9 protein-coding genes and 1 riboswitch are annotated in these 14615 nt (G+C 70.3%); of the genes, 5 read left to right on the top strand and 4 right to left on the bottom strand.

Annotated features, from left to right (window positions below; all coding sequences use genetic code 11):
• Nucleotides 1–20: 20 nt before the first annotated feature.
• A riboswitch (TPP riboswitch) is annotated at nucleotides 21–178 on the top strand.
• Nucleotides 173–1951, top strand: a complete 1779-nt coding sequence (gene thiC / locus QOM21_RS17960; RefSeq protein WP_407551335.1) for a phosphomethylpyrimidine synthase ThiC — start codon at nucleotides 173–175, stop codon at nucleotides 1949–1951. (Overlaps the previous riboswitch by 6 nt.)
• A 465-nt stretch (nucleotides 1952–2416) precedes the next feature.
• Here thiC and QOM21_RS17955 read toward each other — a convergent pair whose 3' ends face one another.
• The 3 genes from QOM21_RS17955 to QOM21_RS17945 form a co-directional block, all read right to left on the bottom strand.
• Entirely contained in the window at nucleotides 2417–3301 is an 885-nt protein-coding gene (locus tag QOM21_RS17955; protein ID WP_407551334.1) for a hypothetical protein, read from the bottom strand.
• A 212-nt stretch (nucleotides 3302–3513) separates the two neighbouring features.
• Complete coding sequence (locus QOM21_RS17950; RefSeq protein WP_407551332.1) at nucleotides 3514–4671, bottom strand: metallophosphoesterase; 1158 nt, start codon at nucleotides 4669–4671, stop codon at nucleotides 3514–3516.
• A 243-nt stretch (nucleotides 4672–4914) separates the two neighbouring features.
• Complete coding sequence (locus QOM21_RS17945; RefSeq protein WP_393892993.1) at nucleotides 4915–6015, bottom strand: LacI family DNA-binding transcriptional regulator; 1101 nt, start codon at nucleotides 6013–6015, stop codon at nucleotides 4915–4917.
• 402 nt (nucleotides 6016–6417) lie between these two features.
• Between QOM21_RS17945 and hisC the strand changes: the two genes are divergently transcribed.
• Complete coding sequence (hisC, locus tag QOM21_RS17940) at nucleotides 6418–7497, top strand: histidinol-phosphate transaminase (protein ID WP_407551330.1); 1080 nt, start codon at nucleotides 6418–6420, stop codon at nucleotides 7495–7497.
• Between the two features lie 52 nt (nucleotides 7498–7549).
• Here hisC and QOM21_RS17935 read toward each other — a convergent pair whose 3' ends face one another.
• Nucleotides 7550–7918 (bottom strand): cyclophilin-like fold protein, encoded by a 369-nt coding sequence (locus QOM21_RS17935; RefSeq protein WP_407551328.1) that lies wholly within the window; start codon nucleotides 7916–7918, stop codon nucleotides 7550–7552.
• 226 nt (nucleotides 7919–8144) lie between these two features.
• Between QOM21_RS17935 and QOM21_RS17930 the strand changes: the two genes are divergently transcribed.
• The 3 genes from QOM21_RS17930 (at nucleotide 8145) to cydD (ending at nucleotide 14537) form a co-directional block, all read left to right on the top strand.
• Complete coding sequence (locus QOM21_RS17930) at nucleotides 8145–9653, top strand: cytochrome ubiquinol oxidase subunit I (protein ID WP_407551326.1); 1509 nt, start codon at nucleotides 8145–8147, stop codon at nucleotides 9651–9653.
• A 9-nt stretch (nucleotides 9654–9662) separates the two neighbouring features.
• Nucleotides 9663–10664 carry a cytochrome d ubiquinol oxidase subunit II gene (gene cydB / locus QOM21_RS17925; protein WP_407551324.1) on the top strand — a complete coding sequence of 334 codons (1002 nt, stop codon included), beginning with the start codon at nucleotides 9663–9665 and terminating at the stop codon, nucleotides 10662–10664.
• A gap of 63 nt (nucleotides 10665–10727) precedes the next feature.
• Nucleotides 10728–14537: a thiol reductant ABC exporter subunit CydD gene (cydD, locus tag QOM21_RS17920; protein ID WP_407551322.1), complete on the top strand. Its 3810-nt coding sequence runs from the start codon at nucleotides 10728–10730 to the stop codon at nucleotides 14535–14537.
• Nucleotides 14538–14615 lie beyond the last annotated feature (78 nt).

Raw genomic sequence — 14615 nt, 5'->3', positions numbered from 1 at the left:
CGGCAGCTACCGTGGTGGCACTTTGCAATCGCGGGAGCTCGGAGCACCGGGCTGAGAGGGCGCTGACCTCCGCGGGACGTCCGGCAGACGCCGGAACGCAACCCACGGGAAATCGCTGCGTCGACCGCCGAACCTGTTACCGGGTAATGCCGGCGTAGGGAGTTGGGTCAATATGACTCTGCAGGATGCACGCACGCCCGAAAACGGTGCCGGCGACGGCGTCGAGCCGACGATCGGCTGGCACAAGGGCTATGTCTCCGGTTCGCGGCCCGACCTTCGGGTCCCGGTCCGGAAGGTGCACCTCACCAACGGCAAGGACGTGACGCTCTACGACACGTCAGGTCCGTACACCGATCCCCAGATCGAGACCGACGTCCGCCGCGGTCTCGCGCCGCTGCGGGAGAACTGGATCGTCTCGCGGGGCGACACCGAGGAGTACGCGGGCCGGCCGCTGCGGCCGGAGGACGACGGCCTCAAGCACACCTCGCCGCGCGGCGGCCTCAAGAACCTCGATGCGGTCTTCCCGGGCCGCCCCCGTCTGCCGCGCCGCGGCCGGGACGGCGCCGCCGTCACCCAGCTCGCGTACGCGCAGCGCGGGGAGGTCACCGCGGAGATGGAGTACGTCGCCATCCGCGAGAACGTCACGCCCGAGTTCGTGCGCGACGAGATCGCGGCGGGACGCGCGGTGCTGCCGGCCAACATCAACCACCCGGAGATCGAGCCGATGATCATCGGCAAGAACTTCCTGGTGAAGGTGAACGCCAACATCGGCAACTCCGCGGTCACCTCCTCGATCGAGGAGGAGGTGGACAAGATGACCTGGGCGACCCAGTGGGGCGCCGACACGGTCATGGACCTCTCCACCGGCCGCAACATCCACACCACGCGCGAGTGGGTGCTGCGCAACTCCCCCGTCCCCATCGGCACCGTCCCCCTCTACCAGGCACTGGAGAAGGTCGACGGCAAGGCCGAGGAGCTGACCTGGGAGATCTACAAGGACACCGTCATCGAGCAGGCCGAACAGGGCGTCGACTACATGACGGTGCACGCCGGCGTGCTGCTCCGTTACGTGCCCCTCACGGCCCGCCGCAAGACCGGCATCGTCTCGCGGGGCGGCTCGATCATGGCCGCCTGGTGCCTGGCGCACCACCAGGAGTCCTTCCTCTACACGCACTTCGAGGAACTCTGCGACATCCTCGCCTCCTACGACGTCACCTACTCACTCGGTGACGGCCTGCGCCCCGGCTCCATCGCGGACGCCAACGACGAGGCGCAGTTCGCCGAGCTGCGCACTCTCGGGGAGCTGAACACCATCGCCAAGCGGCACGGTGTCCAGACGATGATCGAGGGCCCGGGACACGTCCCGATGCACAAGATCAAGGAGAACATCGACCTCCAGCAGGAGATCTGCGAAGAGGCGCCGTTCTACACCCTCGGCCCGCTGACCACCGACATCGCGCCCGCCTACGACCACATCACCTCCGGTATCGGTGCCGCGATGATCGCCTGGTGGGGCACCGCGATGCTCTGCTACGTCACGCCCAAGGAGCACCTGGGCCTGCCGGACCGCGACGACGTCAAGACCGGCGTCATCACCTACAAGATCGCGGCCCATGCGGCGGACCTCGCCAAGGGCCACCCAGGCGCCCAGGAATGGGACGACGCGCTCTCCGACGCCCGCTTCGAGTTCCGCTGGGAGGACCAGTTCAACCTGGCCCTCGACCCGGACACCGCCCGGTCCTTCCACGACCAGACGCTGCCCGCGGAACCGGCGAAGACGGCCCACTTCTGCTCGATGTGCGGCCCGAAGTTCTGCTCCATGAAGATCTCCCAGGACATCCGCCGCGAACACGGCGGCGACCTGGCGATCGACCCCGAGGCCGGCATGGCAGAGAAGTCCAAGGAATTCGCAGCAGCAGGCAATCGCGTCTACCTGCCCCTCGCCGACTGACCCCTGCTGCGACCCGACCCGAACCAACCGAGCGCCGTCGCCGGAAGCTTCCCCATCCGGCGACGGCGCTTCGGCGTCGCTGGCCAGGGCGCATCGTTAAGGGTGTTGAGGTGCGGCGCCCCGAAAGAGAAATCAAGGCGCCGCATTCTGCGTATCAGTTGGGATCATTGAGCTGATTTCTTAACGCCCGCTGCGTACGGAAATGAGCGCGCCTGCCATCATATGCGCCCTCAGGCGCTCACCGTGAAAGGCATCCCGAGGCCGTCGCGAACTCTGGGCGGAGGATGCCGTCGTGTTCGCGCCGGATCAGGAGCGGGAATTCGGTCGGTGCCGAGGGGATCTCCGTGGGCATTGGCGGAATCCACGCGGGTGTGAATGGCGGGCCGTTGGGGTTGCCGTCCCGGGGAGGGCCCCTGGGCAGAGGAAGAGCGGACCCGGCGAACGGGCGCCGGCCGTGCGCGGTTGTTATTCCGGGCTGTGGTCCGGGCCGCCGTATTCGGGGCTGGTGAAGTCGGGGCTGGAGTAGCGGGGGCGCGAGGCGGAGCCGCTGTCGGGGCTGGTGAAGTCGGGGCGGGAGTAGCCCAGGGTGGGGATGCGGCTCTTGGGCTCGGAGTGCGGCCGGGGGACGTAACGCGAAGGGTCGGGATCCGGGCCCCGTGCGGTGTCGCTGCGCGCCTCGCGGAGGAACGGCAGCAGGCCGCGCTCCAGGAGGGCGTGCCGCCACTCGTCGTGTGCGCGGTGGAGTTCCTCGTCCGCCGCGTCCTCTCTCACGTCGGGTGCGGACGACGAGCCGTTGCGCAGCGCCGTGACGACGAGGCCGCCCATGGCGATCAGGGCGCCCGTCGCGGTGAGCGCGGCGAAGATCCAGCCGACGCTGATCAGCGGGCGCGCCGCGGCCTGGTCCGGGCCGAAGGCGCGCAGGACGTAGCCGATGAGGAGGAAGAGGATGGCGGCGATGCCGGCGAGGACCGGTGCGAGGACGGCGATCATGGCGGCCAGCCCCGCGCCTGCCGTCCCCGGGGCCTCGATCGCGGCCGTGGCCGGAACGTGCTCCTGCCCGGCTGCCGCGTCCTCCTGGCCGTCCGCCGCTTCGGCCGACACCGCGGACGGTGCCGCCCGCAGTGCGGTGCGGAGTTCCACATAGCGTTGGTATTCAGCCGTCGCGCAGGCGGCGATGGCGCTGGTGGCGCCGAGGGCCATCGTGCGCAGCTGTTCGGTGTCGAGGTCGTTGCCCGCGTCGGAAGCGAGGTGGTCCGGGCGGTATTCGGCGGTACGCAGCGCGTCATCAAGGATCCGCGCGAATTCCTCGCGGTCCTCATTCAGCAGGTGCGGAGCGCTGTTCATGTGCATCCCCCGATGCTCCGTAGGGCCGTACGGGCCGGCGTGGCCGGGCGGTGGGCGGAAACGGAGGAGAGCCTGCTACGGATAGACCGATGGTAGAGCGTTTTTGGCACGGGGTTACAGGGTGTTTCCGGAAATTGAGCCAGTCCATTACCGGATCGGCCCCGGCCCGCCGGGCCGCCGTACGTCCCCGGCCCGGCGCAGACCTGCGCGGATAACGCTCAGTCGGCCAGCGGAAGTTGAACGACCAGCAGTTTTCCGGCCATCGTGACGCCACCGTCCATGGCGATGGCGAGGCCGTCGGCGTAGACATGCGGGCCGTCGACGGCGACACCGTCGCTCTCGCCGTCCTCCCCGCCGACCTCACCCAGCAGATACGGGATGGGGCTGTGGCCGTGGACGACGCGCGTGCCGCCGTAGGCGTCCAGCAGTTCGCGCACCGCCTGCGAGCCGGTCTCGTCGCGGAAGGCGAAGCGCTTGGTGAACTTGCGGAACAGATCCCACACTTCGTCCGCGTCGCTGCGGGTGAGCACGTCGTGGACGGTGTCGTTGACGGCCTCGATGGAGTCGCCGTATTCGAGGTAGGCGGTGGTGTCGGAGTGCACGAGCAGATGCCCGTCCTCCTCCATCACGGCGTCCAGGCGGGCCATCCACTGGAGGTGGTGGTCCTCCAGGCGGTCCATGTCGGACTTCTGGCCGCCGTTGAGCAGCCAGGCGGCCTGGAAGGAGGCCGTGCCGGCGCCGGACTGGACGGGGGTGTCGCCGAACCGCTTGGCGCCCAGCAGCAGAAGTTCGTGGTTGCCCATCAGGGCCTTGCAGTAGCCACCGGCCGCCGCGGCCTCCGCGGAGAGCTGCATGACGAGGTCGATGACGCCGATACCGTCCGGGCCGCGGTCGGTGAAGTCACCGAGGAACCACAGCCGGGCATTGCCGGCCGCCCAGCTGCCGTCGGCGTCGACCAGCCCCTCGGAGGCGAGTGCCTCGCGCAGCTCGTCGTAGTAGCCGTGCACATCGCCGACGACGTACAGCGGGCCCAGGCCCTCGGTCGCGTCCGGGTCGAGCGTGGCCTCGGGGAGGTGGCTCGCGGCCGGCTGGTCGATGAGGGTGTCCGTACGGCCGGATCCGATGACCGGGAGGTCACGGGCCGTCGGGGTGTACTCCTCGGGCAGGTCCACCGGCTGCGCGGCGGGCGGCACGACGGGGGGTGCGGCAGGGGGCGCGGCAGGAGGGCCCGCGGGCTGCTGGAGCGGGTGGTCGGCAGACGGCACCGGAGGCGGCCCGGCCGGCGCACCGGAGGGCGGCAAGGGTGGCGGAGGAGACGCCGGTGTCTGTCCCGCCATGGTCCACACCATGGGTCCCTGACTGGCCCCCTGAGTCATCGACCCCTCCACCATCGCGCCGCCGTGCACCTCTCGGACCTTTGCCTGGTCGACGGCGGTCCGCGGTGTCGTGCGCCCATCATAGGAATGCCGCTCGCGGGTTGTGACGCACCCGGGGGTGGTCAATCGGCCGGAGCTCGGCATTCCCGGATGATTTGTCCCGGGATCGCCATATTTTTTCCTGAGTGAAGGGGGCGCCCGGTCGTCACCGGTGCGCCCACTCCGTCGCTCGCCGGAGCACACTCAGTCGCCGGCCGGGCCCCGCGGGGGGATCACGGTCGTCCGAGGGGACCGTCGCTGGGACGAGGTACGGACGATCAGATCGGTCGGTATCACCTGTTCGACCGGCCGGCCGTTGTCGAGTCCTTCGATGGCGTCGATGAGGATCTGGACGACGGCGGTGCCGATGCGGCGCGGCTTGAGGGAGAGCGTGGTCATGGGCGGTTCTGTGGTGGCGTAGACCGTCGACTCGCTGCAGCAGACCAGCAGCAGGTCGTCGGGAACGCGCAGGCCGTAGCGCCGCGCGGCCGCGAGCAGGTCGGTGCCGTTGGGGTCGAAGAGTCCGTAGACGGCGTCCGGCCGGTCCGGGCGGGCCAGCAGCCGGTCCGCGGCGACCGCGCCCGCGCGCGGGTCGTGCGCCGGGTAGGACTCGTAGACCGGTTCCTGGCCGACCCGCTCGCACCATCGCAGGTAGGCGGTGGTCGACAGCCGGGTGTAGGTGTCGGTGGTGGTGCCCGTGAGCAGGCCGATCCGGCGTGCGCCGGCGTCGGCGAGGTGGTCGAGCAGGCCGAGGACGGCCGCTTCGTGGTCGTTGTCCACCCAGCCGGTGACGGGGAGGCTGCCGCCGGGGCGCCCGTCGGAGACGACGGGGATGCCGTGCCGGACGAGTTCGGTGACGACCGGGTCGCCGTCGGCGGGGTCGATGACGACCGTGCCGTCCAGGGCGACGTTGGACCACACATCGTGGCGGGAGGTCGCGGGGAGGATGACCAGTGCGTAGCCACGGGCCAGCGCGGCGGAGGTGGCGGCTCTGGCCATCTCCGCGAAATAGGCGAATTCGGTGAAGGTGAAAGGTTCATCCCCGTACGTGGTCACGGTCAGGCCGATGAGGCCGGACTTGCCGGTACGGAGGGTTCGGGCGGCGGCGGAGGGGCGGTAGCCCAGCCGTTCGGCCACCTCGCGGACGTGGCTACGGGTGGCATCCGGAAGCCGGCCCTTGCCGTTGAGCGCGTCGGAGACAGTCGTGATCGATACACCGGCTGCGGCGGCCACGTCCCGGATGCCCGCGCGTCCCAGCCGGCGACCGGTCGACCGGCTCACCTGGTGCTTCCCTGCTGCTGTCATGGCGAGCCGATAGTAGGGCTCGGCACGGCAAGTCGAGGGGCCCTTCCCGGGCCTACTCAAAGGCACGTTTCTGCAAGGTGATCTCCCGTCAATTACCTTTGAAGCGCAGGTAGTTACCTGGTGCGAAGATCGTTTAAGGTGCGATCTGGCGACTTTGCCTGTCGATCTCCCCAGATCTCGAAGAGGTCTCAAGTCACCTTCACGGGGGACGCGCGCCACGGCGCGAGCCACCGGCGCGCGACAGAGGGCGAAGCGCTCCCCAGCCGTGTGCGCAGGCCGCTACGGCCGGGTTGTGAGCCTTGTCGCGGCCCGGTTGCCGGGCCGGGGGCTGCCGCCGGACGGGGCAATCCTCATAAGGTGTGCAGTATTGGAGTCGAGAGGGACGGTCGAGGAGGACCTGCGGTGAGCGAGAAGACCCCCAAGCTGCGTGCTGCGCTGGACGGCATCCCGACCTACAAGCCGGGCCGGCCGGCGGCGGCCGACGGTCCCGTCGCCTACAAGCTGTCCTCCAACGAGAACCCCTATCCGCCGCTGCCCGGTGTCCTGGAGAGCGCGGTGGCGGCCGCCGGCTCCTTCAACCGCTACCCCGACATGGCCTGCACGGCACTGATGGCCGAGCTGTCCGAGCACTTCTCGGTGCCGGTGGAGCATCTGGCGACGGGCACCGGATCGGTGGGCGTGGCCCAGCAGCTGGTGCAGTCGACGGCCGGGCCCGGCGATGAAGTGATCTACGCCTGGCGGTCGTTCGAGGCGTACCCGATCATCACCCAGGTCTCCGGGGCCACGCCCGTCCAGGTGCCGCTGACCTCGGGCGAGGTGCACGACCTGGAGGCGATGCTCGCCGCGGTCACCGACCGCACCCGGCTGATCTTCGTCTGCAATCCCAACAACCCCACGGGTACCGCGGTGCGCCGCGCCGAGCTGGAGTCCTTCCTCGACCGGGTGCCGAGCGATGTCCTCGTGGTGCTCGACGAGGCCTACCGCGAGTTCCTTCGCGACCCCGAGGTGCCGGACGGCATCGAGCTCTACCGCGACCGCCCCAACGTGTGCGTGCTGCGCACCTTCTCCAAGGCGTACGGCCTGGCGGGGCTGCGGATCGGCTTCGCGGTGGCGCACGAGCCGGTGGCCGCGGCCCTCCGCAAGACGGCCGTGCCGTTCGGTGTGAGCCAGCTGGCGCAGGAGGCGGCGGTGGCCTCGCTGCGCAGCGAGGCGGCGCTGATGGAGCGGGTGGACGCACTGGTCGCCGAGCGGTCCCGGGTCGCCGATGCCCTGGAGGGGCAGGGCTGGACGGTTCCGGCGTCCCAGGCGAACTTCGTGTGGCTGCGGCTCGGCGACCGTACGACCGACTTCGCGGCGGCGTGCGAGCGGGCCGGGGTCGTCGTGCGGCCGTTCGCCGGTGAAGGGGTGCGGGTGACGATCGGCGAGGGCGCTGCGATGGACATGTTCCTGCAGGCCGCGGAGGAGTTCCGCAAGATGCTCTGAGCGCCCCGGCGCACTCCTGAGGCCGCCGGTCAGCAGTCGCTGACCTGCGGCCTCAGGCTTTTTCCACCCGGATGGGGTCGCCGCTGCGGACGGTGGCGAGCAGGCGGGGGTCACCGTCGATGCGGCCCAGGACGTTGCAGGGGGAGGCGAGGCGGGACTCGTCGCCCAGGGAAATCGGGGTGGGGCCGTAGGGCAGGGCGAGCGCGTTGCCCTCGGTCCAGAAGGCGACCGTGCCGGGCTCGACGACCTGGCGGGCGCCGGCCTCCAGCGCGGGGCTCAGCCCGGTTTCGAAGTAGACCTCCTCGCCCCAGGTGTGGGCGGTGCCCTGGAGCGGCAGGGCGGCGGCGAGAGCCGTGCTGGTCGGGGTGTCGTCGAGGGTGGCGGTCAGCTGGCCCGCGGGCCACGAAAAGCGAATCTCCATGGCGCCGAATTCAACAATATGTTGAAGCTCGGGGGAAGGGGGTGCGCACCATGGATTCCTACGTGACCGCAGTCACGTACCCCCCCTGTGCAAGGTTTCGGGGGTGTGGGAGATAATTGCTTGTGAATGTGAACGCGTTCACAAGCTCGCTGGTTTTGTGCTGCTTCGTCCTGCGCAAACCGGGGCAAAGTGCCGTAGTGCAACGGCGACGTAAGGAGAGAACGACGTGGAACTGGCGTTGGCGCCAGAGACTCTGGCGCGATGGCAATTCGGCATCACGACCGTCTACCACTTCCTGTTCGTCCCCCTGACGATCTCCCTCGCCGCTCTGGTGGCCGGACTCGAGACCGCATGGGTGCGAACGGGCAAGCAGAAGTACCTCAAGGCCACCAAGTTCTGGGGCAAGCTGTTCCTGATCAACATCGCGATGGGTGTCGTCACGGGCATCGTCCAGGAGTTCCAGTTCGGCATGAACTGGTCCGACTACTCGCGGTTCGTCGGGGACGTCTTCGGTGCCCCGCTCGCCTTCGAGGCCCTCATCGCGTTCTTCTTCGAGTCCACCTTCATCGGACTGTGGATCTTCGGCTGGGACAAGCTGCCCAAGAAGATTCACTGCTTCTGCATGTGGATGGTCTCGATCGGCACCATCCTGTCCGCCTACTTCATCCTCGCGGCGAACTCCTGGATGCAGCACCCGGTCGGCTACAAGTACAACGCCGCCAACGGCCGCGCCGAGCTCACCGACTTCTGGAAGGTGCTGACCCAGGACACCACCCTCGTCGTCGTCTTCCACACGCTGACCGCGGCCTTCCTCACCGGCGCCGCGTTCATGGTGGGCATCTCCGCGTTCCACCTGATGCGCAAGAAGCACGTCAAGGTGATGCGGACGTCGCTGCGGCTGGGCCTGATCACCCTCGTGATCGCCGGCGTGCTCACCGCGATCAGCGGTGACTCCCTCGGAAAGGTCATGTTCAAGCAGCAGCCGATGAAGATGGCCGCCGCCGAGGCGCTCTGGGAGACGGAGAAGCCGGCGCCGTTCTCGGTCTTCGCCTACGGCGATGTCGACAAGGGACACAACAAGGTCGCCATCGAGGTCCCCGGCGTGCTCTCCTTCCTCGCCCACAACGACTTCTCCTCGCCGGTCCCCGGCATCAACGACGTCAACAGGGCCGAACAGCAGAAGTTCGGGCCCGGCGACTACCGGCCCAACATCCCGGTCGCGTACTGGGGCTTCCGCTGGATGATCGGCTTCGGCATGTCGTCCTTCGCCATCGGGCTGGCCGGGCTCTGGCTCACCCGCAAGAAGTTCTGGCTCGCGCCGGGACTGCGTACGGGGGACGAGGAGCCACCGCGCCTCGCGCTCACCAAGAACAGGGAACTCGGCCCCCGCCTCACCAAGTGGTACTGGTCGCTCGCCTTCGTCACGCTCGGCTTCCCGCTCCTGGCCAACTCCTGGGGATGGATCTTCACCGAGATGGGACGGCAGCCCTGGGTCGTCTACGGCGTGCTGCGCACCTCCGACGCGGTCTCGCCCGGGGTCTCGCAGGGTGAGGTGCTCACCTCGATGATCGTCTTCACGTCGCTCTACGCGATTCTCGCGGTGGTCGAGGTGAAGCTGCTGGTGAAGTACATCAAGGCCGGACCCCCGGAACTCTCCGACTCCGACCTCAACCCGCCCACCAAGATCGGCGGCGACACCACGGACGCCGACCGGCCGATGGCCTTCTCGTACTAGGAGGCGACCGTGCAACTTCACGACGTCTGGTTCGTTCTCATCGCCGTCCTCTGGACCGGGTACTTCTTCCTTGAAGGCTTCGACTTCGGAATCGGCGTCCTCACCAAGCTGCTCGCCCGGGACCGCCGGGAGAAGCGCGTACTGATCAACACCATCGGCCCGGTCTGGGACGGCAACGAGGTCTGGCTGCTCAGCGCGGGCGGTGCGACCTTCGCGGCGTTCCCCGAGTGGTACGCCACCCTGTTCTCCGGTTTCTATCTGCCGCTGCTGCTCATCCTCGTCTGCCTGATCGTGCGCGGGGTCGCCTTCGAATACCGCGCCAAGCGGACCGAGGAGCGCTGGCAGCGGAACTGGGAGCAGGCGATCTTCTGGACCTCGCTGGGTCCCGCGGTGCTGTGGGGTGTCGCCTTCGGCAACATCGTGCGCGGCGTGAAGATCGACGCCCACAAGGAGTACGTGGGCACCCTGTTCGATCTGCTGAACCCGTACGCGATCCTCGGCGGCCTGGTGACGCTGACCTTGTTCACCTTCCATGGCGCGGTCTTCGCCTCGCTGAAGACGGTGGGCGACATCCGGGAGCGGGCGCGCAGGATGGCGGCCGCCCTCGGGGTGGTCACCGCCGTGCTCGCGGTCGGATTCCTGTCGTGGACGCAGGTGGACAAGGGGGACGGCAGCAGCCTGATCGCGATGATCGTCGCGGTGGTCGCGCTGGTGGCGGCGCTCGGGGCCAATCAGCTCGGGCGTGAGGGGTGGGCCTTCGCGTTCTCCGGGATCACCATCGTGGCCGCGGTCGCGATGCTGTTCCTGACGCTCTTCCCGAACGTCATGCCGTCCTCGCTGAACGAGAGTTGGAACCTCACGGTCACCAACGCCTCCTCCAGCCCCTACACCCTGAAGATCATGACGTGGTGCGCAGGCATCGCCACCCCGATCGTCCTGCTTTACCAGGGGTGGACGTACTGGGTCTTCCGCAAGCGGATCGGGACCCAGCACATCGCCGACGCCCACTAGCTGAACGACTCCCGCAGCGGTGCCCGCCCCTCGGGGCGGGCACGGCAGGATGGAAGGTTTCACGTGAAACCGGTCGACCCCAGGCTCCTTCGATACGCCCGCGCCACCCGCGTCTTCCTTGTCGCGGTGGTGGTGCTCGGGCTTGCCGGAGCGGGCCTGGTGGTCGGCCAAGCCATGCTGATCGCCGAGATCGTGGTGGGTGCCTTCCGGCACGATCTCGCTCTCGGCGACCTGACGGCACCGCTCGGGTTGCTCGCCGCGGTCTCCGTCGGCCGGGGGCTGGTCTCCTGGCTCACCGAACTCGCCGCGCACCGAGCCGGCGCGGCGGTCAAGTCCGAGCTGCGGACCCGGCTGATCGAGCGGGTGGCGCGGCTCGGGCCGGGCGCGACCCTCCGCCGCCCGCAGAGCGGTCCGGACGGCGCCGACGCGGAGAAGGGCCCTGGGGCCAGGGCCGACGGCGGGGCCGACAGCGCAACGGAGCTGAACACCGGCGAACTCACCACCCTCGCCACGCGCGGCATCGACGCCCTGGACGACTACTTCGCCCGCTACCTCCCGCAGCTCGGCCTGGCGGTCGTGGTCCCGATCGCGGTACTGGCCAGGATCGTCGCCGGCGACTGGATCTCCGCGCTCACGATCGTCCTCACCCTCCCGCTGATCCCGCTCTTCATGGTTCTGATCGGCTGGGCCACCCAGACGCAGATGGACCGTCAGTGGCGGCTGCTCTCCCGTCTTTCCGGTCATTTCCTCGATGTCGTCGAGGGGCTGCCGACGCTCAAGGTCTTCGGGCGCGCCAAGGCACAGGCCGCCTCCATTCGGGCCATCACCGGCGAATACCGCCAGGCCACACTCCGTACGCTGCGCATCGCCTTTCTCTCCTCCTTCGCCCTCGAACTCCTCGCGACCATTTCCGTCGCCCTGGTCGCGGTCGGAATCGGGATGCGTCTGGTGCACGGTCAACTCGACCTCTACACCGGCCTGATGGTGCTGGTCCTCGCGCCCGAGGCGTATCTGCCGCTACGGCAGGTGGGCGCGCAGTACCACGCCGCGGCCGAGGGGCTCTCGGCCGCGGAGGAGATCTTCGCGGTGCTGGAGACGCCGCTGCCGACACCCGGTACCGCGCCGGCGCCCGCGGGCACGGCCCTTGCCGTCGAGGGGCTGGTCGTCCGGCACCCCGGGCGCAGGGGCGCCTCGCTGCCGGCCACCTCGTTCGAGGTCGGGGCGGGGGAGACCGTCGCCCTGGTCGGGCCTTCCGGCGCAGGCAAGTCCACGCTGCTGAGCGTGTTGCTGGGCTTCACCGCGCCGTCCGAGGGCCGGGCCCTCGTCGACGGCCGGGACATCGCCTCCCTCGCTCCCGAGAGCTGGCGGCAGCGGATCGCCTGGGTGCCGCAGCACCCGCACCTCTTCGCGGGCACCATCGCCGAGAACGTGCGGCTGGCCCGCCCGGACGCCGACGATGCCGCGGTGCGGGCCGCTCTGGCGGACGCCGGGGCCCTGGACTTCGTCGACGCCCTGCCCGACGGCCCGGCGACCCGCCTCGGTGAGGCCGGCGCCGGCCTTTCCGCAGGCCAGCGTCAACGCCTCGCTCTCGCCCGCGCGTTCCTCGCCGACCGCCCGGTCCTGCTGCTCGACGAGCCGACCGCGAACCTGGACGGCGAGACCGAGGAGGCTGTCGTGGCGGCCGTCCGGCGGCTCGCGGCGGGCCGTACGGTCCTGCTGGTCGTGCACCGGCCGGCGCTGCTGGCGGTGGCCGACCGCACGGTGCGGCTGCCCGACCCGGCGGATACGGCGGAGGCCGCCGACGAGGACGGCACGGCAGCCGGCGAGGGCGTGGTGCCTGCCGCCGACACCAAGTCCGACATCACCGCCGACCGCAGTGTCGGGCCGGTACCGCAGCCCCGCCCGGAAGCCGTTACGGCGGCGGGCACCGACACCGCCTCCCCCGCGGTCGTCACCGAAGGACCGGACGATGCCGAGGTCCCGGACCGCGGTTCGGCGTTGAACCGGCTGCGGCGTACCGCTCGTGCCCGCCGTGCGCGGTTCGCGCTCGCGCTGCTGCTCGGCAGTCTCGCGCTGGGCAGCGCGGTGGGCCTGATGGCGACCTCCGGCTGGCTGATCTCAAGGGCGGCCCAGCATCCGCCGGTGCTCTATCTGGCGGTGGCGGTGACCGCGACCAGGGCGTTCGGAATCGGGCGTGCCGTCTTCCGCTACGCCGAGCGGCTCGTCGCCCACGACGCGGTCTTCCGGATGCTCGCCGACGTACGGGTCGCGGTCTTCCGCCGGCTGGAGCGGCTCGCGCCGGCCGGGCTCAAGGAGCGCAGCCGCGGCGATCTGCTGTCGCGGCTGGTGGCCGATGTGGACGCGGTGCAGGACTACTTCCTGCGCTGGCTGCTGCCGGTGGGAGCGGCGGTGCTGGTCGGTGCGGGCGCGGTCGGTTTCACCGCGTGGCTGCTGCCGGAGGCCGGCGCGATTCTCGCCGCCGGGCTGCTGCTCGCGGGCGCGGGCGTGCCGGTGCTGTCGGGTGCGCTGGCGCGCCGGGCGGAGCGGCAACTGGCACCGTCCCGTGGCGTGCTGTCCTCTCGCGTGGTCGAACTGCTCACCGGAACGGCTGAGTTGACGGTCGCCGGTGCCGTCGTGGGCCGGTTCGGAGCGGTGCGGCGCGCGGACCGTGATCTGACGCGGATCGCCTCCCGTTCGGCCGGAGTTGCCGGTATCGGCGCCGGTCTTTCGGCGCTGCTGTGCGGGCTGACCGTCGCGGCGGCCGCGGTGGTGGGCGTCCAGGCGGTGCACACGGGACGGCTCGACGGGGTCGCGCTCGCCGTGGTGGTCCTCACCCCGCTCGCCGCGTTCGAGGCGGTGACGGGGCTGCCGCTCGCGGTGCAGTACCGCCAGCGCACCCGGCGGGCCGCCGAGCGGGTCTTCGAGGTGCTGGACGCGCCGGAGCCGGTGCGGGAGCCGGACGCCCCGGTGGCCGCTCCGGGCTCCCCGTTCCCGTTGGCCGTGTCGGATCTGACCGCGCGCCACCCCGGCCAGGTCGAGCCCGCGCTGGACGGCGTCGGGTTCACCCTGGCGGCCGGGCGGCGGGTCGCCGTGGTCGGTCCCTCCGGATCCGGCAAGACCACCCTCGCGCAGGTGCTGCTGCGCTTCCTCGACCGGGAGGCGGGGACGTACACGCTGGGCGGTACGGACGCCCAGGCCATGGCCGGGGACGAGGTTCGTCGCCTGGTGGGGCTGTGCGCCCAGGACGCGCACCTCTTCGACAGCTCGCTGCGGGAGAACCTCAGGCTCGCCCGCCGTCGCCCGGCGCCCGCGCCGGACGGCCGGGCTCCCGTCACCGCCGAGGACCCGGATGCCGCCGGGGCCGCGGACTCGGCGGGCGACGCGGACCAGGATCTGTGGGACGCGCTCGGCCGGGCGCGGCTCGCCGGCTGGGTGCGTGGCCTGCCCGACGGTCTGGACACGATGGTCGGGGAGCACGGCGCCCGGCTTTCCGGCGGGCAGCGGCAGCGTCTCGCCCTGGCCCGCGCGCTGCTCGCGGACTTCCCGGTCCTCGTCCTGGACGAGCCTGCCGAGCACCTCGACCTGGCCACCGCCGACGCGTTGACCACCGATCTGCTGGCCGCGACCGAGGGCCGTACGACGGTGCTGATCACCCACCGGCTCACCGGTCTCGACGCCGTGGACGAGGTGTTGGTGCTCGATCGCGGCCGGATCGTGCAGAGCGGCGGCTACGCGGAGCTGGCCGTCGCCGACGGCCCCTTCCGGCGGATGCTGGAGCGTGAGCGGGCGGTGGACGCGGCCCACGGCGTTCCCGGGGCGCCGGCCCGTCCCGAGCCGTCCACGGCAGACCCGGTGCCGGCGCTCCCCGCATAACTGGACTTTCGCCAGAAATGGGCCCTTATTAGGCTCAGGGCATGGCAGCCACGGAAGAACCCTCGGATCCGGCGGGCA

This window comes from Streptomyces sp. Pv4-95, assembly GCF_045782725.1.
Lineage (GTDB): Bacteria > Actinomycetota > Actinomycetes > Streptomycetales > Streptomycetaceae > Streptomyces.
This window is presented reverse-complemented; position numbering and strand designations above follow the sequence as displayed.

Excerpts from the sequence above, each read along its gene's own strand:
- thiC (WP_407551335.1), top strand. The coding sequence starts at position 173 with ATGACTCTGCAGGATGCACGCACGCCCGAAAACGGTGCCGGCGACGGC.
- QOM21_RS17955 (WP_407551334.1), bottom strand. The coding sequence starts at position 3,301 with ATGCACATGAACAGCGCTCCGCACCTGCTGAATGAGGACCGCGAGGAA.
- QOM21_RS17950 (WP_407551332.1), bottom strand. The coding sequence starts at position 4,671 with ATGACTCAGGGGGCCAGTCAGGGACCCATGGTGTGGACCATGGCGGGA.
- QOM21_RS17945 (WP_393892993.1), bottom strand. The coding sequence starts at position 6,015 with ATGACAGCAGCAGGGAAGCACCAGGTGAGCCGGTCGACCGGTCGCCGG.
- QOM21_RS17935 (WP_407551328.1), bottom strand. The coding sequence starts at position 7,918 with ATGGAGATTCGCTTTTCGTGGCCCGCGGGCCAGCTGACCGCCACCCTC.